This window comes from Phycisphaeraceae bacterium (genome assembly GCA_019636675.1).
Classification (GTDB): domain Bacteria; phylum Planctomycetota; class Phycisphaerae; order Phycisphaerales; family UBA1924; genus JAHBXC01.
In genome coordinates this window covers 21,850-44,432 of sequence record JAHBXC010000006.1, presented here as the reverse complement: position 1 = coordinate 44,432, position 22,583 = coordinate 21,850, and the positions used below count along the sequence as shown (strand labels likewise).

General features: G+C 65.9%; 16 protein-coding genes and 2 rRNA genes. 7 read left to right on the top strand and 11 right to left on the bottom strand.

What is annotated here, in order from left to right; all coding sequences use genetic code 11:
- Nucleotides 1-2: 2 nt before the first annotated feature.
- The 4 genes from KF684_13480 to KF684_13465 all read left to right on the top strand — a co-directional run bounded on the left by KF684_13480 (nt 3) and on the right by KF684_13465 (nt 4,251).
- A complete protein-coding gene (locus tag KF684_13480) occupies nt 3-764 on the top strand; it encodes an ABC transporter ATP-binding protein (GenBank protein MBX3353937.1) in 762 nt (253 codons plus the stop codon).
- 3 nt (nt 765-767) lie between these two features.
- Nucleotides 768-1,931: an ABC transporter permease gene (locus KF684_13475; GenBank protein MBX3353936.1), complete on the top strand. Its 1,164-nt coding sequence runs from the start codon at nt 768-770 to the stop codon at nt 1,929-1,931.
- An 11-nt stretch (nt 1,932-1,942) separates the two neighbouring features.
- Nucleotides 1,943-3,205: an ABC transporter permease gene (locus tag KF684_13470; protein MBX3353935.1), complete on the top strand. Its 1,263-nt coding sequence runs from the start codon at nt 1,943-1,945 to the stop codon at nt 3,203-3,205.
- A gap of 74 nt (nt 3,206-3,279) precedes the next feature.
- Entirely contained in the window at nt 3,280-4,251 is a 972-nt protein-coding gene (locus KF684_13465) for a hypothetical protein (GenBank protein ID MBX3353934.1), read from the top strand.
- A 980-nt stretch (nt 4,252-5,231) separates the two neighbouring features.
- Here KF684_13465 and KF684_13460 read toward each other — a convergent pair.
- A complete protein-coding gene (locus tag KF684_13460; GenBank protein MBX3353933.1) occupies nt 5,232-5,837 on the bottom strand; it encodes a DUF2959 family protein in 606 nt (201 codons plus the stop codon).
- 501 nt (nt 5,838-6,338) lie between these two features.
- Complete coding sequence (locus KF684_13455) at nt 6,339-6,779, bottom strand: hypothetical protein (protein MBX3353932.1); 441 nt, start codon at nt 6,777-6,779, stop codon at nt 6,339-6,341.
- A gap of 341 nt (nt 6,780-7,120) precedes the next feature.
- Here KF684_13455 and tadA point away from each other — a divergent pair, with 341 nt between their 5' ends.
- Both tadA and KF684_13445 read left to right on the top strand, forming a co-directional pair.
- On the top strand, nt 7,121-8,875 hold the full coding sequence (gene tadA / locus KF684_13450; protein ID MBX3353931.1) for a Flp pilus assembly complex ATPase component TadA: 1,755 nt from the start codon (nt 7,121-7,123) through the stop codon (nt 8,873-8,875).
- A gap of 225 nt (nt 8,876-9,100) precedes the next feature.
- Nucleotides 9,101-11,284: a pre-peptidase C-terminal domain-containing protein gene (locus tag KF684_13445; GenBank protein MBX3353930.1), complete on the top strand. Its 2,184-nt coding sequence runs from the start codon at nt 9,101-9,103 to the stop codon at nt 11,282-11,284.
- Between the two features lie 93 nt (nt 11,285-11,377).
- Here the strand turns inward: KF684_13445 and rpsR are convergent, their stop codons facing one another.
- From rpsR to KF684_13420, 5 genes are all read right to left on the bottom strand, one after another.
- Nucleotides 11,378-11,620, bottom strand: coding sequence for a 30S ribosomal protein S18 (gene rpsR, locus KF684_13440; GenBank protein ID MBX3353929.1), 243 nt, complete (start codon nt 11,618-11,620; stop codon nt 11,378-11,380).
- Nucleotides 11,621-11,762: 142 nt separating this feature from the next.
- Nucleotides 11,763-12,842, bottom strand: coding sequence for a polyprenyl synthetase family protein (locus KF684_13435; GenBank protein MBX3353928.1), 1,080 nt, complete (start codon nt 12,840-12,842; stop codon nt 11,763-11,765).
- A gap of 121 nt (nt 12,843-12,963) precedes the next feature.
- Nucleotides 12,964-14,115: a hypothetical protein gene (locus KF684_13430; protein ID MBX3353927.1), complete on the bottom strand. Its 1,152-nt coding sequence runs from the start codon at nt 14,113-14,115 to the stop codon at nt 12,964-12,966.
- A 45-nt stretch (nt 14,116-14,160) separates the two neighbouring features.
- Nucleotides 14,161-15,279 (bottom strand): hypothetical protein, encoded by a 1,119-nt coding sequence (locus tag KF684_13425; GenBank protein MBX3353926.1) that lies wholly within the window; start codon nt 15,277-15,279, stop codon nt 14,161-14,163.
- Nucleotides 15,280-15,372: 93 nt separating this feature from the next.
- On the bottom strand, nt 15,373-16,374 hold the full coding sequence (locus KF684_13420) for a methyltransferase domain-containing protein (GenBank protein MBX3353925.1): 1,002 nt from the start codon (nt 16,372-16,374) through the stop codon (nt 15,373-15,375).
- Between the two features lie 136 nt (nt 16,375-16,510).
- Between KF684_13420 and KF684_13415 the strand changes: the two genes are divergently transcribed.
- Nucleotides 16,511-18,100 (top strand): hypothetical protein, encoded by a 1,590-nt coding sequence (locus tag KF684_13415; GenBank protein MBX3353924.1) that lies wholly within the window; start codon nt 16,511-16,513, stop codon nt 18,098-18,100.
- 7 nt (nt 18,101-18,107) lie between these two features.
- Here KF684_13415 and KF684_13410 read toward each other — a convergent pair whose 3' ends face one another.
- The 4 genes from KF684_13410 to KF684_13395 all read right to left on the bottom strand — a co-directional run bounded on the left by KF684_13410 (nt 18,108) and on the right by KF684_13395 (nt 22,541).
- Nucleotides 18,108-18,617, bottom strand: coding sequence for a DinB family protein (locus KF684_13410; protein ID MBX3353923.1), 510 nt, complete (start codon nt 18,615-18,617; stop codon nt 18,108-18,110).
- 74 nt (nt 18,618-18,691) lie between these two features.
- On the bottom strand, nt 18,692-19,414 hold the full coding sequence (locus KF684_13405; protein MBX3353922.1) for a hypothetical protein: 723 nt from the start codon (nt 19,412-19,414) through the stop codon (nt 18,692-18,694).
- Between the two features lie 90 nt (nt 19,415-19,504).
- Nucleotides 19,505-19,611, bottom strand: a 5S ribosomal RNA gene (gene rrf, locus KF684_13400).
- A gap of 165 nt (nt 19,612-19,776) precedes the next feature.
- Nucleotides 19,777-22,541: ribosomal RNA gene (locus KF684_13395) — 23S ribosomal RNA — on the bottom strand.
- Nucleotides 22,542-22,583: the final 42 nt, after the last annotated feature.

Genomic DNA, 22,583 nt, shown 5'->3' with positions numbered 1-22,583 from the left:
CCATGACCACCAACCACACGAACCATCGAACAAATGCCTCCGGCCCGCCACTCATTCAGTGCCGCCGGCTCACCAAGACGTACAAGAAGGGCGACAACACCATCACGCCCTTGCAGGAGCTCGACCTCGACGTTCCCGCGGGCGACTTTCTCGCCTTGATGGGACCATCGGGCAGCGGCAAGACCACGCTCCTCAACCTCATCGCCGGGATCGACCGTCCCAGCGGGGGCAACCTCATCATCGGCGGCACGGACATCTCCACGCTGTCACGGTCGAAGCTCGCCGATTGGCGGAGCGTGAACGTGGGCTACGTCTTTCAGCTCTACAACCTCGTGCCCGTGCTCACGGCCTACGAGAACGTCGAACTGCCGCTGCTGCTGCACAGCATGTCCGCCAAAGACCGCCACGAGAAGGTGCAGACCGCGCTGCAACTCGTCGGCATCGCCGATCGGCACGACCACTATCCGCGCCAACTCTCGGGCGGCCAGGAGCAGCGCGTCGCCATCGCCCGTGCGATCGTGACCGACCCTACCATCATCGTCGGCGACGAACCCACCGGCGACCTCGACCAGGAGTCGGCGCAGGCGATCATGGACCTCATGGTCCGGCTCTGCGAGGACCTGGGCAAGACACTCATCATCGTGACCCACGACGCGAAGAGTGCGGCGTACGCGAAGCGAACGCTGCACCTGGAGAAGGGCCGCCTCATTGAATCCGCCGAACTCGCCGCCCGCCGCGCACCCCTTGTCCCGCAGGAGGCCTGAGCCATGATCGCGCCCAAGTTCATCCCCGTCGTCGTCAAGCAGCTCTGGCGGCACCGCGTCCGCAGCGTGCTCACGCTCTCCGGCGTCGCCATCGCCATGTTCCTGTTCATCGCGGTGCAGACGCTGCAGGAAGGCGTGCGCCGCTCGACGCAGGCCGCCGCAGGGGACACCACGCTGGTGGTCTACCGCGAGAACCGCTTCTGCCCCGCCGCCAGCCGTCTGCCGCAGTTCTACGTGGACCGCATCGAGAAGATCCCGGGCGTGGTCAGCGCAGTGCCGGTCAAGATCGTGGTGAACAATTGCCGTGCCTCGCTGGATGTCGTCACGTTCCGGGGCGTGCCACGCGAAGAGTTAGCCGGGCCGAAGGGCTGGGCCAGCAAGTGGCAACTCATCGCCGGCTCCGTGGCCGAGTGGGAGAAGCGCTCGGACTCGGCCCTTGTGGGCGAGACGCTCGCCGCGCGACGCGGCTTCCAGGTCGGCCAGTCCTTTGATGCCTCGGGTATCACCGTCACCGTCGCGGGCATCATCCGCTCGCCCGAGGCACAAGACCAGAACGTCGCCTACGTCCATCTCGACTTCCTCCAGCAGGCCGCGGGCAAGGGCGGCGGGCTTGGCAGCGTCACGCAGTTCACCGTCCGCGTCGATGACCCGGCGAAGATGGAGCAGGTGGCCGAGGCGATCGACGCCGAGTTCCGCACTGAGGCCGACCCGACCATGACCAGCCCCGAGAAGGCCTTTGTCGCGCAGGCCGGGGCCGACATCGTGGAGATCGTGAAGTTCACGCAGTGGCTGGGCTGGGGGTGCCTGGCCGCCGTGCTCGCGCTGGTGGCCAACGCCATCGTTCTCAGCGTGCAGGACCGCATCAAGGAGCACGCGGTCTTGCAGACGCTGGGGTTCCGCTCCAGCCTCATCGCCCGGTTGATTGTCAGCGAAGGAATGCTCATCGGCGTGCTCGGGGGCGCGATCGGCACAGTCATCGCCCTGTCGGTGGTCCACTTCGGCAACTTCAGTCTCTCGCAGGAGGGACTGTCGATCGGCGTGAGCGCGTCGTGGTCAGTCTTGGTTTGGGGCCTCATCATCTCGGCGGGCGTGGGCATCGTGGCGGGCCTGGTGCCCGCGTGGCGAGCCGGACGGCGTGAGATCGCGTCCTGCTTCCGGGCAGTGTGAGAAAGGACTTCATGAGACTTCTTCCCTTTGCCTATGCCGTCCGCAACCTGGGGCGCTCGCCCTCGCGGCTGTTCCTCTCCGTCGCCGGGGCTGCGATGGTCGTCCTGCTCATCCTGGTCGCGGGCGGGTTTGTCAACGGCATGAGCCGCGCGCTGCGGGCAACCGGCGGCGAGCACAACGTCATCCTCATGGGCGCGGGGAGCGAGGAGAGCGTCGAGCGCTCCGAGATCGAGGCGGGCGTGCCCGGGGTGCTCGCGGCGAGCGTCGCGGGCGTGCGGACCCGCGCGGGTGTGGCGTATGTCTCGCCCGAGGTGCATGTGATGCTGCCTGTCCGAGTGGGTGCCGCGGCGAGCACCACGACCCAATCAAGCGGCGAGCAGTCTGCTGCCGCTCGGGGCTCGAACACATCCTCGATGCCCAGGCCGAAGGGACGACAAGTCATGATGCGTGGAGTCACCCCCGCCGCGGCCCTCGTCCACGAATCGGTATCGCTCACCGAGGGACGCTGGCCCGTATCCGGAGCCGATGAAGTCTTGGTTGGGCGGATGGCGGCGACTGTGCTTGGGGTTGCCGAGATCGACGTGCAGGTCGGCAAAGCAGTGATGATCGACGGCAGACCGTGGGAAGTCGTCGGGCGCTTCAGCGCGCCGGGGACGGTCGTCGAGGCGGAGGTGTGGCTGCCGCTGGCGGATCTCATGACGGCCACCAAGCGAGAGACCATCTCATGCGTCGTCCTCACGCTCGACCCCTACAACGAGGAGACGGGCGAGGGTGCGGATTTCGGGGACATCGCGGCCTTCACCAAAACGCGGCCCGACCTCGAACTCGTGCCCATGACCGAGCGCGAGTACTACGGCAAACTCGCCAACTTCTTCGGCCCGATCAAAATCGTCGCTTGGGTGACGGCGGGGCTGATCGCCGTGGGCGGGCTCTTTGGCGGGCTGAACACGATGTACGCCGCATTCGCTTCGCGTATCCGCGAGCTGGGCACGCTGCAATCCATCGGCTACCGACGGCTGGCGATCGTCTGGTCGATGATCCAGGAATCGACTCTGGCGACGGCGGCCGGCGGGCTGATCGCGTGCGCGGTGGGTGTGTTCATGCTCGACGGGCTGGCGGTGCGGTTCTCAATGGGGGCATTTGGGCTGATGATCGATGAGACGGTGATCGGGCTGGGGCTGCTGACGGGCCTGGCCCTGGGCGTCGTGGGTGCGTTGCCCCCGGCGATCCGTTGCCTGAAGCCGACGATTCCCGTCGCGCTCAAGGCGGTGTGATGGCAAGCGAGATGCCCGCGCGGCGCGTGTCGCGAGGCGAGTAGAGTGCAACAGTGTGTTCAAGGAGCTTTGATATGAAGACGGCGAAGATGAACGTGACGGGTGTTGTGCGGGCGATGTCGCTCGCGGCCATGCTGCTGGGCGGCGCGGCGGGGCTGGGTGTGTTCACGCCTGCGGCGGCGATGGCGCAGGTCAAGAGCGTCGCGGACGTGAAGACGATGCTCAAGCCCGAACTTCCTGCCAACGCGCTGGAGATCACCGCCGCGATGAAGTCCGCAAAGGTCGGTGAGACGATCACGGTCCGCGGCAACGTGGCGATGTCCAAGGACGCGTTTGTTGAGAACCGCTCGATGTTCACGCTGGTGGACGAGTCCACCCGCAAGGGCTGCTGCCCACCCTCGGACACACTCCCCGACACCGCGTGCGATATTCCAGCCGAAGGGCGGGCGACGGTGCAGATTGTGGATGCCAACGGCAGGCCCCTACGCGCCGGGCTCAACGGCCAGCACGGACTTAAGCCGGGTGCCGAGGTGTTCCTGACCGCCAAGGTCGAGACCGCCAACGGGAACGACGCGCTGGTGCTCACGGCGGTCTCGATGCATGTGCCCAAGGCCCCGCTGCCGAGCGGTTTCTTCGTCGAGAAGCTGCCGGAGACCGCCAAGGATGTGTCGGAGGCCCGCAAGGCCGGGACCCTCAAGGTCGGTGACGAGGTCGTGCTCCGTGGGCGCGTCGGCGGCAGCAAGGAGCCGTTTGTCGTTGGCCGCGCGGTCTTCACGCTTATGGGCCGGGACCTCAAGGCGTGCAACGAAAACCCGGACGATAAGTGCTCCAAGCCCTGGGATTACTGCTGCGAAACCAAGACCGACATCCTCGCCAACTCCGTGACGGTGCAGGTTGTGGACGCGAAGGGCCAGATCCTCCGCACCGACATGAAGGGGCGGCGCGGGTTGAAGGAGCTTTCGGAAATGGTCGTGGTGGGCAAGGTCGCATCGGCCGACGGGAAGGCGGTCGTCGTCAGTGCAACATCCATTCACACGCTGCCATGAGCGCCGTATCGCAGCGTCCAACCCTTGAGACCTGTTCGGTATGCCCCCGCCCTCCGCACCTTCGATGGAGTGGCGGGCGTAGGCCGGAGGGGTGCCGACTCCGATAGCCGTGCGTTTGTCAAAACGGGGTAGTCAGTGCCCCCTGATGAAGCGGGACGTGCGCCCTTCTCCCGCTCTAATCCTCACGCTCCACCCCCACGAGCAGCCTCTCGCAGAGTCAGGCAATATCGACAGACGGATCGATCGCCGTGACGCTTGGCGTCGGTGGTTGTCGGCGTAGGTTCCCCGTTTCAAGGCTTTGTCCTCTCCCGAACGAGAGTTCCCAACGCTGCGGGACTCGCGGCGGCATCAAGCTTCGGCCCGCGGACATCGCGTCCTGGATTGCGTCTTTACCGGGAGCGGAATCGGGCCAGACTGGACTCAGACCCGAGCAGGCGACCCCGAGAACCGGCCTTTTCGTTATGGGTGGGCAGCGGCACTTGTCATGGAACTCGCTGGGCCGCCTCCGCTGCCCCCAAGAGGGCGGCTCGAACGGCCGGGGAGAGATGGGGCCAAATCTCGGCCAAGCGGCGCAGGTCGTGGGCTGGGTTCCCGGCCTGACCGCTGGGAATACTGCTGGGGGTGGTAACGAAGCACTCGTTTCTTGAGGGTTTTTTGGGGGGTGCATTCTGGTTCCCAAGCTGAATGTCGCCGGTTCGATTCCGGTCACCCGCTTTCATGAGATCTGCGCAGCATGTCAAGGCCCGGTCCCGTTGGGACGCGGGCCTTGTTCATCGGACGCGCGGGTTCTACACGCCCGCGCGCCGGCGCGCCCTCGCGGCGCTCGCCGGGGTTCGCGCGGGCGGCCTCACCGGCCATCTCGGCGTCTTCGCTCCTCGGTTCAGTCTTGTGGAATGCGACGACGGCTGCGGCGACGAAGCCGAAAAAAAACGCCCGGCTTTGCCGGGCGCTGGTCGAGTCTGGATGGGTTGCGGGTTCGTTTACATCAGCCTGGCGATCGTTCGCTGGACATCGTCGAACTTGGCCTTGACCTCGCGGTGCTGGCCGAGCGTGCGCCGGATGGTGGTCGCTGAGCGCTCGAGCCCTGAGAGAGTCGGGTCATCCTTCAGGTACTTGGCGAGTTCGGTGATGTTGCGATGCATCGGGGCGAAGGAATCGCGCAGGTCGTCGATCTTGGCGTTGACCCGGTCGAGTTCGGTGCGGACGGCATCGTATCGATCTTCGCCTTCACGACGGAGCTGCGTGTTCGAGATCGCGGCGATGTCTGCCTTCCACGACTCGAAGAAGCTCTCCGGGCCGCGGATGTTGGAGAGACGCGAGCGGGTCGCGTCGAGCGTGCGATCCATGGCCACGACTCGATCGGAGTACTCCTTGAGGAGCGCGCTCGCGTCGCCGCTGGCGTTCTCCATCCTGCGGAGCGTGTCGACGACGGCCCTGACGCTCGCGCCCGCGTCATCGAGCGAGCCGGAGATGTCGGAGAGCCCTTCGCGCGCCGCCGGGGGCAGGTCGGGCGTCGACGCGCAGCCGAACTGCAGCGACAGGAACGGGAGGAGCGTCACCAACATGAGTGCCTTGAATGCGCGCATTGCTTTTCCTCTCAAAGGGGTGTCCATGTGCAAAGACATTGCTCATATCACCGAAGCGTTTCTCGCTTTATTGTATCGATTCTGCACCTACAAGAACGCGTTTGTTCGGTGCTCTGCAAGAAGAGAGAGTGAGTCTCAGCGTCACTATCGCGGCGCGTCGCCGTACCCAGCACTTTCCCGGGGTTACTCCAGGTCGGCGGCGTTGACCGTCGATGCGTTCAGGGGTTTCCCCGGTATTCACGGTTGCTGTATATCCCAGCGGCAGGCGCGAACGACGCGGCGGCGCTTCGCGGCGTTTCGCCAACGTACGGGTCAGGGCAACCCGGCTGCGACATCGCGCACTGATTGGTCAGCAAAGACTTGCGCCACGTGTCCTGTCGATAGCACGGACGGTTTCGGCCGCGGAATCACCAGCCACTGTGCTCCGGTCGTCGAGAACCCCCGGATCGCACGACGCGGGTTGTCGTTTCTGAGTTGCACCCGGCGGGTGCGGCGTCCCGATCACTCAGGATCCTTGACTTCAACGCTGATGACATGGATCACCGACTGTCCGACGTTCTCGAGCGTGTGTGGACCGAGCGCTGACGACCAGAGAGCGCTTCCCGGCGCTGCTTGCTCGGACAACTCGCGCGAATCGAGCGTCACCACCCCCGATGCATCCCGTCGCACGAAGTCTCCGCTGGAGAGGATGTAGTACGCGGCCGGCCAGCGATGCGTGTGGAGCGGCACGACCTCGCCCGGGTTGATGATCGTGTCGAGTACGCGCACCCGATCGTTCTCGAGCAGCAGGCGATGGTGCCGCGGCGCCGCGACAACCGCGTCCAGATGCTGGGGCCATTGATGATTCGAGCTGCGCGGGGCGCTGCACGCGCCGAGCCCGCAGCATGCGACGAGAAGCATGGCGGACGCCGCGCTGCCGGGGCTCCTGGTCATCGTGTTCATCCGTTCAAGGTATCCGAAGGCGTCGTCCTCCGAGCGTGTTCACAGAGCTGTGTTGGAACGACGACGCACACTGATCACGGGAATGGCAGAGGCCCCGCCGCGGGACGGACCGAGTTCCCGGGGCGAGGGCGCCGTGGAGTCTGAGCCGAGGCCCGCGGCATGCTCGCAGGTATGTAGAAACTGGGTTCGACGGAGGATCGCCTTGACCCTTCCGGGCGTACTGGTAGTCTGGAGTATGCTCGGGCACGGTCGCCCGGCGGTTGTCGGCGGTTTTTTCCTGCGGCTCAGGGTCGAACGACGAGGGACGGGTCCCTCCGGCCTGTGGGCGAGGGGGCTTGCGTATGTCTGGCTTCGAACTGGCAATCTTCGATCCGAACGGGTCCCTCTCCCAGCGGCTGCGTCTGGGGGCGAAGGCGATCACCATCGGTCGCCACCCGGACAACGATGTCCCCATCAAGGACGAGCTGGCCAGCCGCTTCCACTGCACGGTCGAGCCGGACGGGAAGGGCGGGTACCGGGCCCGGGATCTGGGATCGCGGAACGGGACGCGCGTGAACGACCAGCCGGCTGAGGACCGGACCCTGAAGCAGGGCGACCGGATCCAGATCGGCCGGCACGTCTTCGTGATGGAGTCGGCTGGCGGGCTGGACTCCTCGTCGATGGACGAGACGCACACCCCGGCGTTGCGAGAGTCGGCGCGAGAGGCCGTGCGCCCGGCGAAGGCGGCGCGCGAGCGGGAGCGTGCCGCGTCGGAGGGCGTGGTCGCGACCGAGACGGAGTCCGGTTCGGGCGACGACGTGCTGCTGCGCCCGGGGATGCTGCCGGCGTGGGCGAAGGACCTGGTGAAGCTGATCGAGACGCTGACCGGGAACACCAACGCGATGGAGCGCGTGGCGATCATCGACGCGCGGGGCAAGGGCTCGGACGCCCTGAAGACCGAGACGGGCGGGTCTCTGGCGGTTCGCCTGATCCTGCAGGCGGTGAGCAAGTCGCGCGCGACGGACGTGCACATCGAGCCCAAGGGCGACAGCTCTTCGGTGCGTTTCCGTGTGGACGGGCAGATGGTGAACATCGCGGCGCTGCCTCCCCAGATCGGCGAGCTGGCGACGGGCGTGGTGAAGGCGGCGTGCCACATGAAGACCGCGGGTCGGGACGCGGTGCACGACGGCCACTTCGCGGCGCGTTTCCCGGATCGCCGCGTGGATTACCGCGCGAGTCTGACGCCGAGCGTGCACGGGCAGAAACTCGTGCTGCGCGTGCTGGACACGCGCGACACGCCGCGGTCGCTGGATGATCTGGGCATCCCGCCCTACATGCTGGAGCGTGTGAAGCGTGTGTGCCGTCAGGATTCGGGGCTGCTGCTGGCGTGCGGCCCGACGGGTTCGGGCAAGACGACGACGCTGTACAACGCGTTGCGCGAGATCGACCGCGACCGTCGGAACGTGATCACGATCGAAGACCCGGTGGAGTACCAGCTCGACAAGGTGACGCAGATCCCGCTGGACATGGGCAAGGGCGCGACGTTCGGGTCGATCCTGAGGAGCGTGCTGCGCCAGGACCCGGACGTGATCCTGGTGGGCGAGATCCGCGACGAAGAGACGGCGCGCGTGGCGATGCAGGCGTCGATGACGGGCCACGTGGTGTTCAGCACGGTGCACAGCAAGGACACGATCGGCGCGGTGTTCCGTCTTATCGACCTCGGGCTGGAGCCCTATCTGGTGGCGAACGCGCTGGATCTGGTCGTGGCGCAGCGTCTGGTGCGCGTGCTGTGCGACCACTGCAAGCGTCCGGTGCGCGTGACGCCCGGGCAGTCGACGCGCATCGGCAAGTACCTCGAGGGCAAGAACGAGATCTTCAGCGCGACGGGGTGCGCGAAGTGCCTGCGGACGGGGTACCGCGGGCGGCGCGCGATCTTCGAGGTGCTGGAGGTCAGCGACGAGCTGCGCGACATCATCCTGACCAAGCCGACGATCGCGGACATCAAGCGGATCATTGAGCAGGGGCACTTCACGACGCTGACGCAGTCGGGCTGGGTGCTGGTGGCGCGGGGGGCGACGACGCTGGAAGAGGTCGATCGCGTGTCGGCGGCGTCGTGACCGGACCCGCCCATAACCCGAATCTGACGCGCGATCTTCGCAATCTCGGAATTTCCCCGGGAATTCGCTTGGCGAGTCTTGGCGCATGATTTAGATTGGAGAGGGCGGCGACCGAGCCGCCCGAGCGGAGGTCTCGATTTTCTGTCTGCGCGGAGTGTGCGTCCGTGCCCCAAGGCGCCGGCTCTCCGCCTCAAAGCAAGGAACGGCAAAGCAATGAATCAGTGCGTGAATACCGCCCCCGGTGGGCGTCGTGTCGTGATTCTGGCGATTCTCGCCGCGTGCGGCTCGGTCGGCGTGGCTCAGGCGGCCGGGCTCGCCGGGGCCGGCGCCGTCACCGGGAGCGCGCCGGTGGCGGTCGCGGATGTCGCCAACGTGGGCGACTGGGTGCTGCTTCGCAAGAACGCGCTCATGATGAACGCCGCGGCGCACACGATCTTCTGTTACACGCCGGACGTGACGGAGGAGCAGCTCAACGACATCATCGAGATGACGGGCCTGCTGCCCCCGACGCAGCAGGGCTTCGCGATCCCCCAGTTCTTCACCGACAACACGGTGTGGGTCGGCGAGGGCGTGACGGGCCCGGCGCGTCAGGCCGTTCCTGCGAACCTGACGTACTCGTTCCCTGCCGACGGGACGACATGGGGGCTTTCGTCGGTCGGCTTCGGCACGGGCCCCAACGCGCTGAACGCGATGCTCATCAACGCGAGCACGATCGGCCAGGGCAACCCGAACCGGCTCGACTTCGGGCGCGAACTCATCCGCCAGGCGCTCGCCGGGTGGCGCGCGAACACGGGTCTGCGCTACACCGAGGTCGCTGACGACAACGTGGCGATGAACCAGACCAGCTTCCGCGTGGCGACGCGCGGCGACATCCGCATCGGCGGGTACCCCTACGGCACGACCTTCGGCGTGCTCGCGTACAACGCTTTCCCCACCGCCGCCCTCGCGGGCGTTGGCGGCGGCGACATGGCGGTCAACACCTCGTTCATCAACTCGTTCAACAACTCGGGCAGCAACTGGCGCTTCTTCCGCAACACGATGGCGCACGAGCACGGCCACGGGCTGGGCGCCATCCACAGCGTGCCCTGCAACAGCACGAAGCTGATGGAGCCGTCGATCTTCACCGGCTCTGACCAGCAGCTCATCGACGACATCCGCTTCGGGCAGCGCAACTACGGCGACCGCTTCGCCGGCAACATCAACGCCGCCAACGCGCGCAACTTCGGCAACCTCACCTCGCCCGCGCTGCGTTCGGTCATCGAGCGCCGCCTGTCGACCAACAGCTTCAACATCGCCAACGGCACGAACAACGACTGGTTCCGCTTCACGCTCTCGTCGGCGCAGCCGGTGACGATCACCGTGACGCCCACCGGCGGCATCTACACCAACGGCCAGCAGTCCTCGGGCTGCAGCGGCTCCACCTCGAGCGTCAACGCGAACGAGGCGGGCAACCTCGACGTCGAGCTGCGCGACTCGACGGGGAACACGATCCTGTTCCAGGCGAACTCGCAGCCGGCCGGCCAGTCCGAGGTCATCACGATCCCCTCGCTGCCTGCCGGTGAGTACACGGTTCGCGTGGTGGACGTCGGGCCCAACCTGCTCGTCAACCAGGTCGTGCAGCTGTACGACATGACGATCCGCGTCGCCAGCTCGCTGGCGCCCCCCTTCCCCATCGCCGGCATCAACAAGCGCTGCGAGGCCAACAAGCCCTGCTTCTTCATCGGCAACGTCAACTCGCGCGCGAACGAGGTCGGCGCGACGCTGTTCACCACCGGCTACGACTGGGACGTCGACGGCGACGGGATCTATGACCTGCTCGCGACCGCGTCGACGAACTTCACCTATGTGTCCAACGGCACCTACCCCCTCACGATGCGCCTGACCGACTCGAACGGGCAGTCGGCGACCGACACGATCAACGTCGTGGTCTTCGGCGCCACCACCACCCTCGACGGCGTGACGCCCGGCAGCGGCAGCCAGGGCATGGTCGTCCCGATCACGATCACGGGCACGAACCTCAAGAACGTCGTCAGCCCCAGCGAGTTCACCGTGTCGGGCACGGGCGTCACCGTGTCGGGCGCGCCGATCCCCAACCCGCGCGGGACCTCGGTCACGGGCCTGTCGCTCACCATCGCCCCGGGCGCCCCTGTCGGGCTCCGCACGATCAGCGTCGCGAACTTCGACGGGTCGGCGAGTCTCGTCGGGGCGTTCGAGATCATCGCCGGGATGACCCCCTGCGACGGCGACACCAACGGCGACGGCGTCATCAACTTCACCGACCTCAACACCGTCCTGTCTCAGTTCGGCCAGTCGGGCATGGGCCTCGCGGGCGACCTCAACGGCGACGGCGTGGTCAACTTCTCCGACCTCAACGAGGTCCTCTCCAACTTCGGCGTCGACTGCAACTGAGCCGGCGGATCCAACGCTGAAAAGCACAAACGCCCGGCCTCGAAAGGGGCCGGGCGTTGTTGTTTGTCGGTCAGACGCGTTCGCGTCGGGAGATCAGAGCGTCGCGGAGGTGTAGGGCAGGAGGCCGACGTAGCGGGCGCGCTTGATGGCCTGAGAGATCATGCGCTGCTCGGCGGCGGACGCGCCGATGCGCTTGCGCGCCAGGATCTTGCCGTTGGGGGACATCAGGCGGCGGAGCTCGTCGACGTCCTTGTAGTCGACGTAGAACTTGCCCTTGCCGGACTTGCGGACGATCTTGTTGGACGAGGGGCCGCCGAAGCGGGAGAAACGGCTCATGCTGGTGTCTCCGTCGTGGACATTGGGCCCGCCGAGCGAGACAAGCCGGCGGGCGACAGGGGCCGGAGCATAGGCCCGGACCGGGGCGGTTGTCTCGTTCGAAGGGGCCCCGGGGGGGTGGTCGGGGGCGAGCAGGGGTTGCTCAGCGGGCCCGAGCGACGACGGAATCGGCCATCGCGACCAGCAGGGTGGCCGCCGGACCGAACGCGGAGCCCTCGAGGAGGGTCTTGGCCTCGTCGACGAGTCGCTGGGCGGTCTGGCGGGCGTACTCGATGGACCCGGTGGCGTGGAGGGCTGCCAGCAGGTCGGCCTCGCGGCCCTGGTCGTGGTCGCCCCGGGCGGCGAAGCGGAGGTTGGCGAGGGCCCGCTCGCGCGTGGGCGCGTCGGCGACGGTCAGGTGGTGGATGAGGGGCAGGGTGAGCTTGCCCTTCTCGAGGTCCTTGCCGACGGACTTGCCCACGACATCCTCGCGCCCGGTGAGGTCGAGGAGGTCGTCCTGGATCTGGAACGCGACGCCCAGCTTGATGCCGAAGTCGCGCATCCGGCGACGGGTGCGCGCCGAGGCGCCGGCGAACTTCGCGCCCAGCTCGGTCGCCACGCCGATCAGCTCCGCGGTCTTGCGCTCGACGATCTCGTAATAGGTCTTCTCGTCGAGGGCGAAGTCGTCGCGGTGGTAGAGCTGGAGGAGCTCGCCCTCGCAGAGGCGCGTGGTGACGGCGCCGATCAGCAGCGAGCTGGTCTGCGAGTCGAGCTGGCTGCAGAGGTGGAAGGCGTTGGAGATGAGGTAATCCCCGAGGATCACCGCGGCCTCGTTGCCTCGCAGGTTGTTGACCGTGGGCCCGCCGCGACGGGTGGCCGCTTCGTCGAGTACGTCGTCGTGCACGAGCGTGGCGACATGGATCATCTCGACGACGGCGGCGATGGTGATGTGCTCGTCGCTCACGCGCCCCGGGAGTGGGACCTCGCCGACCGGGAGGGAGGCGTCGTCGTCGGGGCGACAGGCCAGGCCCGAGAGGATGACCATCGTGGGACGGAGCATCTTGCCCCGGTACCGCTCGACGTGGCGGCAGAGTGTCTGGACGGGCTCGAGGCGCGAGGAGATCTGCTTCGCGAAGAGGTCTTCGACGCGCGAGAGGGCGTCCTGGACGAGCGCGGCAACAGTGGCGTGCTCGGGGCGGAGCAAGTGATGGAAGGCGTCGAAAGGGCTGGTGGAGACGGTCATCAGGGGTTTCGTGCCGCGACCGGGGCATCATAGCCCGGAGCCGGGCGAACGATGCCGGAACGAAAGCGCCCTCCGGATGGGGAGGGCGCTGGGGGCTGGTCGAGAGCGCGGTCGGCGCCGGTCAGCCGGAGGTCCCGAAGGCGGCGAGCACGGCGTTGAGATCGCCGAAGTCCACGGTTCCGGACGCGTCGAAATCGGTCCTCCACGAGGACGCGGGGCCCCCGAAGTCGATCAGGATGTTGTTGAGGTCGGTGAAGTCGACGACGCCGTCGTCGTTGGTGTCGCCCGCGAGGAGCGAGTCGGCGACCGGCGCCCAGTATCCGAAGGAGGGTGCGTAGACCGCGAAGTCGCTGAGCGTGTCGGGGTAGCGGACATCGCGCGTGATGCCGGCGTTGGCGAGGGTCGCGCGGAGGACGACGACCACGGGCTGGGCGCTCGGGACCGGCTCGCTGGAGCGGAGGCGCAGGCCGAACTCGCCTTCGCGGTAGACCTTCTGGACTGACCACCCGGCGGGGGCGGCGAGCATAGAGGCAGAGACGACGCGCGAGGCGGGGATGAAGAGATCGACGGGGACCTGCGGCACGAACTTGGGATCGTTGACGAAATCCTGGAACGAGAGCTCGAGGTCCATAAACTCGTCGTGCTGGTCGTTGATCTCGCGCATCGTCATCGAGATGCTGTAGTTCGGAATGAGCAGCACAGACAGCGGACTCGTTGCGCCGCCGAGCCCGCAGAAGCAGGTGATGCCTTCGATGGTGTTGAAGAAGTAACTGAACACGTTGCCCTGCGCGGGAATGGTCAGGCGCCCGATCGAGCGGGCGCCGTTGAGCGCCGGGGGCTCGACGGGAACAGCGATCGACATGAACCCGTTGATGCTCGTCGCGGTCCAGTTGAAGGACCCGACGAGCAGCGTGTTAGAGGGATTGACGGTGGGGAGTCGCAGCGCGCTGTCGTAGCGAGAGAGCGGATTGTCGTCGTAGCCGCTGACTGGCAGCGGGAATGGCGACGCACTGCCGCCGGGCGATTGGTAGGTCGGCACATTCGCGATATTGAACTGCAGTCCGGTGACCGAGCAGTTAGCGCCGGAGATAAAGAACTCGACGGTACGCCATTCGGCCGGATCGAAGCCGGCGCCCTGGGGCACGCGGAAGGTGTTGTCGATCGAGACCCAGGTGGGAATCAGATACAAGTCCGGATCGCCGGCGAGTGTGGCGGGCGCCGCGAGCGAGCCCAGACCCACCGCGATAGCGGGGAGTGACAGTGGTTTCCTCATGGTGCTACCTCCGGAGCGAACCGCACTTTGCTGAGTGTGTACTGGTCAGTCCGAGGACCCGAACGCGGAGAGCACCGCGTTGAGGTCGGCGAAATCGACGGTTCCTGACGCGTCGAAGTCGGTGCGCCACGAGGACGGGGCGGCGCCGAAATCGGAGAGGATGTTGTTGAGGTCGGCGAAGTCGACGACGCCGTCGTCGTTGGTGTCGCCCGCGAGGAGCGCCGAGGCGACGGGGGCCCAGTATCCGAAGGGGCGGAAGTCAGACTCGCCCAGGCCGCTGGTGTAGCGGAGGTCGCGCTGCGACGACCCGCTGGTGAAGGCGAGTGAGAATGAACCGATGGCGTCGTCGTCGATGGTGAAGGTGGACTCGGCGAGGACGCCGAAGACGCCGTTGAGATAGACCTTTCGCGCGGTCCACGGGCCGGTGACGGCGTCGATGGACTGCACGCGCGACGCCGGGAAGAAGACGCGGAGCCTGCCGTCGCCGTCGAAGCCGAGGGGCCCGCCCTCCCAGAGCCAGTTCACGTCGAGGGTCAGCGCGGAGTCGGCGTGATCGCCGGTCTCGCGGACGACGACCGAGCCGGGCGGGAGCGAGAGCGAGGTCTCAAGGGAGTAGATGGTCTGCGAGTTGTCCTGTCGGCGCACCGTCGCGTTGCCCTGGGTGACGACATCGATGCGGCTGAGCGTGCCCGGCGCAACGGTGAACTGCGCGACGCGCACCTGGCTCTGCGTGAGGAGCGGGTACGAGGACGCGGGCGCGAGGCCGAACCAGCTGCCGTTGAACACCGTGGGCGTCCAGAAGAGGCCGACCGGGGTGATCTGCGCCGGGGTCAGGCCCGGGATGTCGATGAACGAGTCGAAGCGCGCGCTCGGGACGGCGGCGTACACCGTCTCGTCCTGGGGGAACATCGAGTCGTTCGTGGGGTGCTGGTAGAACTGCGCGTTCAGGTCGAGGTGGACGCCGACCAGGCGCAGCCCGGGCTCCTCGCTGGTGAACCAGACCTCGTAAGTTTCCCACTGCGCGGGGTTGAAGGCCGGATCGTTCGCCGGCACCAGGTAGCCGTTGTCGATGCGAACGAGGGTCACGCGGACCTGCGACAACGCGGCGCTCGTGCACGCGGCGAGGGCGAGGGCGGCGAGGAACGGCTTGGTCGATATGCGCATGCGGAACCTCCGGCTGGTGGACGGGACAGTCCAGAATCCAGAATACCCGGTCCCGGCGGCGACGCAAGGGATTTTTGAGCGATTCGGGCCGGATTAACGCTCGGCGACGAGGTAGCAGATCCAGGCCGGGTCGGCGTCGCCCCGCTCGGCGGGCTCGAAGTTGCCGTCGCCCTCGCCGGTGTCGTCGTCGGTGCCTTCCCAGTAGACGGTGGAGCGCGCAAAGCCGGCCTCGGCGAGGAGTTCGCGGAGCTCGGGGAGACTCCAGAGGCGCCACTTGTAGGAGAAGGCGCGGTTCATCTTGGAGCCGTCGGCGAAGTGGAAGTGGATGTGGCACTCCATCAGGTGCGTGATGGGGTCGAAGCGCGCCTGGTCCCAGACGTAGGTGAATTCGCCGCCGGGATACTCGATGGGTCGCTTCTCGCGGAGTTCTTTATGGGCGTCGGAGCCGCCGTAGCAGTCGAGAAAGAACATGCCGCCGGGGGCGAGGGAGTCGCGGACCTTTTTGAAATAGCCCCGGAGCGCGTCGCGGGTGGTGAAGAGCCAGTAGGAGAAGTTCATGGCGAGGACGGCGTCGACTGGCTCTGTCTTGACGCTGAGGACATCGGCGTGGATGAGCTCGACGCGTTCGCGCTGGGCTGGCTTGAGTTTGCCGACCTTGTTGGCGAGTCCCCACTCGAGGACGCTCTGGTCGAGGTCGACGCCGATGGCGCGGTTGGTGGGGCGCCGGCGGACCCATTCGCAGGAGGTGTTGGCGGTGCCGCAGAAGTCCTCGCGGATGAGCTTGGCGCGTCGGCCGCGGAGGTCCTTGAAGGTGTCGTCGACGAAGTCGATCTCTGCCTCGACGCACTGGACGGCGTGCTCGTAGAGGACATGGCGGTCTGCTGAGGCGGCCATGGGTGGCTTGCTGACGACGAGGGCGGCCCGATCGGCCTTGGCTCGCTTCACGGGCTTCTTGAGGAGTCGGGATCGGGTAGGCACTGTGGCTCCGGTGGTGACGGTGACGAGGGGCGCCTCTCGGTGGAGCGCGCCGTTGCGCGTCGCGTTCGGGACGGAGGGAGCGGGTTCGATCGTCGGGGTGGTCTGGCCGCGTGACATGGGCCGATCGTAGTGTCTTTCTCCGCCCCGGGCAGCGGGGGGCGGCTGTTGATCGCGTCCCCCGAACCGCGGGGCGTCCCACGCGTTCAATACGAGAGACCCGGACCCCCGACTCGCGAGAGAGAGACCCATCGGCATGAAAGTCGTGCTCAAAGCGTTGGCCGCCGTGGCGCTGCTCGTGGTGATCGGCGTGGGCGCCGCGGTGTTCCTGCTGGTGAGGGGCGGGTCGGGGCTGGACAACTGGATCGCGCAGCAGGTGGTGACGATCTCGAACTACTACCTCGTGCCGCGGATCGAGTTCCGACGGTTCGAGTTCCGTGCGCCGGGCACGCTGATCCTGCATCAGGCGACGCTGACGGCGCCCGACGGGACGCGCGTGGTGGACGCGCCGACGATCCAGATCGATCTGGCGCGCACGCCCCGGATGGGCCAGCCCCTCGAGATCACGACCATCACGCTGATCGATCCGGAACTGAATCTGGTGCAGGACGAGTCGGGCGGGTTCAAGGGCCTGGTTCCGTTCGTGCGACAGCAGCGGATTCAGGAGCAGGACAGCGCGCCGAGCGAGGTGAAACTGAGCAATGTGCTCCGGCTGCGCGAGCTTCGTCTGCAGAACGGGAGCGTGCTGTTCACGCCCGCGAGCGATGACCCGCCGATGGAGCTGCGCGGGCTGTCGATGGACCTGGACATCGAGCCGGCGAACGAGGAGGGCGAGACCGGAGCGTGGTACGCCATCGCGCTGCAGGCGAACCGCGCCCCGGTGTTCAACCTCGCGCTCGACGGGCGATTCGACCTGGACAACTTCGTCGCGGATTTCCGCCGGCTGACCTTCGAGACGCGTCTGGACGACGAGAGTTATCCGACGCTGGCGCCGCAGCTCCAGACCTTCCTTCGGAGGTACGACGCGCGCGGCGACCTGAAGATCACCGCGTCGGGGCTCGTGCCGATCCGGGACTTCGCCTCGTCGCGCCTCAACGGGCGCATGGACCTCGAGAAGTTCAACATCGCCTTTGGCGAATACACCTTCCCCATCAGCAGCGCGCAGCTGGGCGCGCGCCTGGCCGACGGGGTCGGCGAGCTGCCCATCGTCGTCGTGAACACACTGGGCGGGCGCATCACGGTCGAGAACGCGTGGATGGACTTCGCGAACGAGTCGCGCCCCGGGAAGGCGGAGTGGCGAGTCGAGAAGATCGACATCCAGCAGGCGCTGCGCGCGCGACCCACGGAGGGGAGGCCGCCGCGGGTGGCGGGGATCCTGGAAAGCCACGGCAGCATCAGCGCCAGCACCGTCGCGATGCGCGAGACGCTGCACGGCTCGGGCGTGGTCTCGATCCGCGACGGGCGGCTGGTGTCCATCCCGCTGATCACGGGCATCATGAGCACCTTCGGCGTGCTCGACCGCATCACCGGCCGGTCGGACTTCACCGATCAGGCGGCGATGGAGTTCGACGTCCGACCCGAGCACATCTTCGTGACCAACCTGGACGTGGTCACGCAGGTCGCGACGGTGCGAGGCCGGCGCAACAACGTGGGCACCATCGGCTATGACGGCGCGCTCGACCTCACGGTCAACGCGGGCCCCCTCGAACGCATCCAGGGCATGCTCGGGGGCGTCGGGCGGGCGCTGGGCGCGATCACGGATCAAATCGCGTCGTATCGCGTGCGCGGGACAATCGGCAACCCGCGCGTGACCGTGCAGCCATTGCGGATCAGCGGGGGCAACTGACGGCTCGTCAGAGCGACCCGGCGTAGGACAGGTCGAGCCCAGCCGCGTCGCGCGCCGTGAGCTGGTGCAGGCGCTTCGCGATCTGACGCAGGTGCAGCGCGTCGTGCGCCGCCCAGCACGAGAGCAGCTGCCCGGCGCTGATCGGGCCGAGTTTCGGGTGATGGTGCGCGCGCGCCCAGAGCGACTCGTCCTCGCGAGGCAACGCACGCAGGAGCACCATCGAGTTCGCACGCTCGCGCGCGAAGTCGTCGAGGATCGAGCCGAGCGTCACATCTGTCCCCCACCGCTCGGCGACGGCGGCTTCTGGGTCGATCGGCGCCCAGGCGCCGTCCGGGTCGGCGAGGGTCGAGAGCAGGCGGGGTCGGAAGTCCTGGCGCTCTTCGAGGAGCAGGTGCAGGGCGATCTGGGCGATCGACCAGGCCGGGCCCCCCGGTGGCGACCATCGCGCGTCGTCCTCGGTGACGATCGCGCACGCCGCACGGAGCGCGGGCGGGAACGCCGCGAGACGATCGAACACACGTTCCGGATGGTTCGGCGGTGTCACGGGCGCCTCTCCGAGGTGTTCATGGTGGCGGCGGGCGTCGGCGCGTTTCAGTGCCCGCCCTCGCGCATGCGATCGAGGGCGCTGGGGAAGGGGTAGCTGGGGAAGACGCCGACCTGGCCGGCGCGCCAGAGGTCGTGCGGCGGGTAGACATCGCCGCGGAAGCCGGCCTTGAACATGGTGGCGAGGACGGCCTCGAGGGTGGGCTCGTGGCCTGTGGACGGATCGATGAGCCGGTTGCTGCGTGCGCCGAGGAAGGAGACGGACGCGACAGGGTGCCTGGCGCGCCGGCCCTCGAGCATCTGGGCGACCTGCTTGAAGCCGCGGGAGAGGTCCTTGAGGGTGAAGTGGTCGCGTGAGAGGGGGCGGAGCATCGCGAAGACCTCAACGGTGTCGAGGTCGTACTTGAGGACGTAGGGCTCACGGTCGCCCGGGGCGGTGGTGTCGCCGGCGCCGCCACGCTCGAGAATGGACTCGGCGAAGGTGCGGGCGTGGTTGGTAACGGTCTTTGCGGACCACTGGGAGGCGGGGAGGAGCTCGACGATCTGGGCGATGATGCCCTTGGCGTTGTCGCGAGCGTTGACGCCGCAGACGACGGTTCGGTAGCGACCCGCGAGTATGTCGGGGAGCATGGGGTGTCCCCACATGATGCGGATGCGCTGCTCAGAGCGTTGGTTGTCGGAGGGGAGGAGGGTGACGCGATCGGCGTCGAGGGAAGCCATGAGGCGGTCGCCGTCGCCCTGGTAGATGGTTGGGGCTCGGTGGTCGTTCATGTGCTCCTCCAGATCTGGTGGTTGGTGAGGAGAGGAGTATAGCAAAAATGAAAAGAGCCCTGCCAGGGTTTACCTGGACAGGGCTCAAGAAATCGGCGACGACCTACTTTCCCGCAAAGCAGTATCATCGGCGGCCTGGGCTTAACTGCTGTGTTCGGGATGGGAACAGGTGTTTCACCAGACCTATGGTCACCGACAAACCGGAGCGGCCGCGTTTCCGCGGAAGCCCGGCAATGGGTTGCCGGAAGCACGCAAGTGGCGCTCGTTTGACGAGGCCTTGTGTCGAGGCAAGAAGAGGATGATGTGAATCATTCGATTCGAGTTGCTCGACGGGGAGCCGATTGGATCGGCGCCCGGTCGGAGCGATCAAGCGTTCGACCGTTAGTACCGCTCTGCTGAGGACATCTCTGCCCTTACACATGCGGCCTATCAACCTGGTAGTCTTCCAGGGGTCTTCCGGACCGAAGTCCTAGCAAGCCTTATCTCGAGGGGGGCTTCCCGCTTAGATGCTTTCAGCGGTTATCCCTGCCCCACTTAGCTACCCTGCGGTGGCACAAGCGTGCCAACAGGAGCACCAGGGGTGGGTCCCTCCCAATCCTCTCGTACTAGGGAGAACTCCTCTCAAGCTTGCAACGCCCACGGCAGATAGGGACCGACCTGGCTCACGCCGGTCTGAACCCAGCTCGCGTTCCGCTTTAATCGGCGAACAGCCGAACCCTTGGGACCGCCTTCAGCCCCAGGATGCGAAGAGCCGACATCGAGGTGCCAAACCGCGCCGCCGCTATGGACGCTCGGGCGCGATCAGCCTGTTATCCCCGGGGTACCTTTTATCCGATGAGCTACGACCCTTCCACACGGGATCGCAGGATCACTAGAACCCACTTTCGTGACTGCTTGTGCCGTCGCACTCGCAGTAAAGCTGGCTTGTGCTCTTGCACTCGACACGCGGTTTCCATCCGCGTTGAGCCAACCTTTGCACTCCTCCGTTACTTTTTTGGAGGAGACCGCCCCAGTCAAACTGCCCAGCACCAACGGTCCCCAGCCCGGTTTCACGGGAGTCTGGGTTAGGCCACAACTCGGAACAGGGTGGTATTTCACCGATGGCTCCTCCCCGGCCGGAACCGGGGACTCAAAGCCTCCCACCTATGCTACGCAGTTCAGGATCGTGACCAATGGATGCCTACAGTAAAGGTCCACGGGGTCTTTCCGTCTTGCCGCGGGTAGGCGGCATCCTCACCGCCACTACTATTTCACCGAGTCGGAAGCGGAGACAGTGCTCCAGTGATTACGCTATTCATGCGCGTCGGAACTTACCCGACAAGGAATTTCGCTACCTTAGGACCGTCATAGTTACGGCCGCCGTTTACTGGTGCTTAGGTCGCGAGCTTCGCCGAAGCTGACCCGCTTCCGTGACATTCCAGCACCGGGCAAGCGTCACTCTGTATACATCCACTTGCGTGTTAGCACAGAGCTGTGTTTTTGATAAACAGTTCCCAGAGCCTTTTCTCTGCGCCCTCCCATTGCTGGGTAGGGCCCCCTTATTGCGAACGTACGGGGTTAATTTGCCTAGTTCCTTCGCTTCCGTTATCTCGAGCGCCTGAGGCTATTCGCCTCGCCCACCTGTGTCAGTTGTGGTACGGGCCGTGTCTTGCCACCGTGGCTTTTCTAGGACGAGGTTCGTCTCGCGTCGGCCCGAAGGCCTCAGCATGCTGACGCTTCTGCGAAACTACCCTCGCCGCACCACGGATTGATCTCCACACGGGTACAGGAATATTCACCTGTTGTCCATCGACTACGCCTTTCGGCCTCGCCTTAGGTCCCGACTAACCCTGGGCGGATTTCCCTTCCCCAGGAACCCTTGGGCTTACGGCGAGCAGGATTCTCACCTGCTTTATCGTTACTCAAGCCGGCATATTCACTTCCTGACGCTCCACGGATCCTTCCGGAACCGCTTCGCAGCTGACAGGAACGCTCTCCTACCACTCTTTCGAGTCCACGGCTTCGGCTCTACGCTTATTCCCGATCATTTTCGGCGCTGAAGTCCTCGTCCAGTGAGCTGTTACGCACTCTTTAAATGGTGGCTGCTTCTAAGCCAACATCCTGGATGTCACGGCACTTCAACTTCCTTCTGAACTCAGCGTAGATTGGGGGCCTTAACCGGTGGTTCGGGCTGTTTTCCCTTTTGACGACGAATATTGTCACTCGCCGTCTCACTCCCGCGCCTTGGCTGTTGGTATTCGGAGTTTGGTTGAAGTGGGTACCCTTGCGAGCCCCATCCTCATCCAGTAGCTCTACCCCCAACAGCTGCCACGCGAGGCTGCCCCTAAAGGCATTTCGGAGAGAACGAGCTATCTCCCAGTTTGATAAGACTTTCACTCCTCCCCACAGCTCATCCCATAACTTTTCAACGTTAACGGGTTCGGTCCTCCAGGCGGTGTTACCCGCCCTTCAACCTGGCCATGGGTAGATCACTTAGGTTTCGCGTCTACCCCGTGCGACTTCACGCCCTCTTCAGACTCGCTTTCGCTCCGGCTCCGGACCGTAAGTCCTTAGCCTCGCCGCACAGAGTAACTCGCCGGCTCATTATGCAAAAGGCACGCCGTCACCCCTTGCGGGGCTCCGACCGCTGTGTAAGCACACGGTTTCAGCTTCTCTTTCACTCCGCTCGTCGCGGAGGTTTTCACCATTCAGTCGCCTTACTGATTCACTATCGGTCGTCGAGGAGTACTTAGCCTTGGAGGGTGGTCCCCCCATGTTCGATCCGGGTTCCACGAGCCCGAATCTACTCGAGGGCTGGCTGGCTGTGTAAGTACAGGGCTATCACCTTCTGCGGCCTACCTTTCCAGGTAGTTCACCACACTGCCAGTTTATCCGCTTTCGCTCGCCGCTACTTACGGAGTCGCTGTTGCTTTCCTTTCCTCTGAGTACTGAGATGTTTCAGTTCCCCAGGTTCGCTTCACACCCCTATACATTCAGGGTGTGATGACCATTGCTGGCCGGGTTTCCCCATTCGGAGATCCCAAGATCGCTGCCTGATTCCGGCTCCCTTGGGCTTATCGCAGGTATCCGCGTCCTTCGTCGCCTCTCGACGCCAAGGCATCCGCCGTGTGCTCTTCGTAGCTTGATCGCACCGACCCGACGCCGATTCCTCGGACGACGACCCGCTGCG

Coding starts and splice junctions, on each gene's coding strand:
- KF684_13480 (MBX3353937.1), top strand. CDS start 3: ATGACCACCAACCACACGAACCATCGAACAAATGCCTCCGGCCCGCCA.
- KF684_13475 (MBX3353936.1), top strand. CDS start 768: ATGATCGCGCCCAAGTTCATCCCCGTCGTCGTCAAGCAGCTCTGGCGG.
- KF684_13470 (MBX3353935.1), top strand. CDS start 1,943: ATGAGACTTCTTCCCTTTGCCTATGCCGTCCGCAACCTGGGGCGCTCG.
- KF684_13465 (MBX3353934.1), top strand. CDS start 3,280: ATGAAGACGGCGAAGATGAACGTGACGGGTGTTGTGCGGGCGATGTCG.
- KF684_13460 (MBX3353933.1), bottom strand. CDS start 5,837: ATGCGCGCATTCAAGGCACTCATGTTGGTGACGCTCCTCCCGTTCCTG.
- KF684_13455 (MBX3353932.1), bottom strand. CDS start 6,779: ATGAACACGATGACCAGGAGCCCCGGCAGCGCGGCGTCCGCCATGCTT.
- tadA (MBX3353931.1), top strand. CDS start 7,121: ATGTCTGGCTTCGAACTGGCAATCTTCGATCCGAACGGGTCCCTCTCC.
- rpsR (MBX3353929.1), bottom strand. CDS start 11,620: ATGAGCCGTTTCTCCCGCTTCGGCGGCCCCTCGTCCAACAAGATCGTC.
- KF684_13435 (MBX3353928.1), bottom strand. CDS start 12,842: ATGACCGTCTCCACCAGCCCTTTCGACGCCTTCCATCACTTGCTCCGC.
- KF684_13430 (MBX3353927.1), bottom strand. CDS start 14,115: ATGAGGAAACCACTGTCACTCCCCGCTATCGCGGTGGGTCTGGGCTCG.
- KF684_13425 (MBX3353926.1), bottom strand. CDS start 15,279: ATGCGCATATCGACCAAGCCGTTCCTCGCCGCCCTCGCCCTCGCCGCG.
- KF684_13420 (MBX3353925.1), bottom strand. CDS start 16,374: ATGTCACGCGGCCAGACCACCCCGACGATCGAACCCGCTCCCTCCGTC.
- KF684_13415 (MBX3353924.1), top strand. CDS start 16,511: ATGAAAGTCGTGCTCAAAGCGTTGGCCGCCGTGGCGCTGCTCGTGGTG.
- KF684_13405 (MBX3353922.1), bottom strand. CDS start 19,414: ATGAACGACCACCGAGCCCCAACCATCTACCAGGGCGACGGCGACCGC.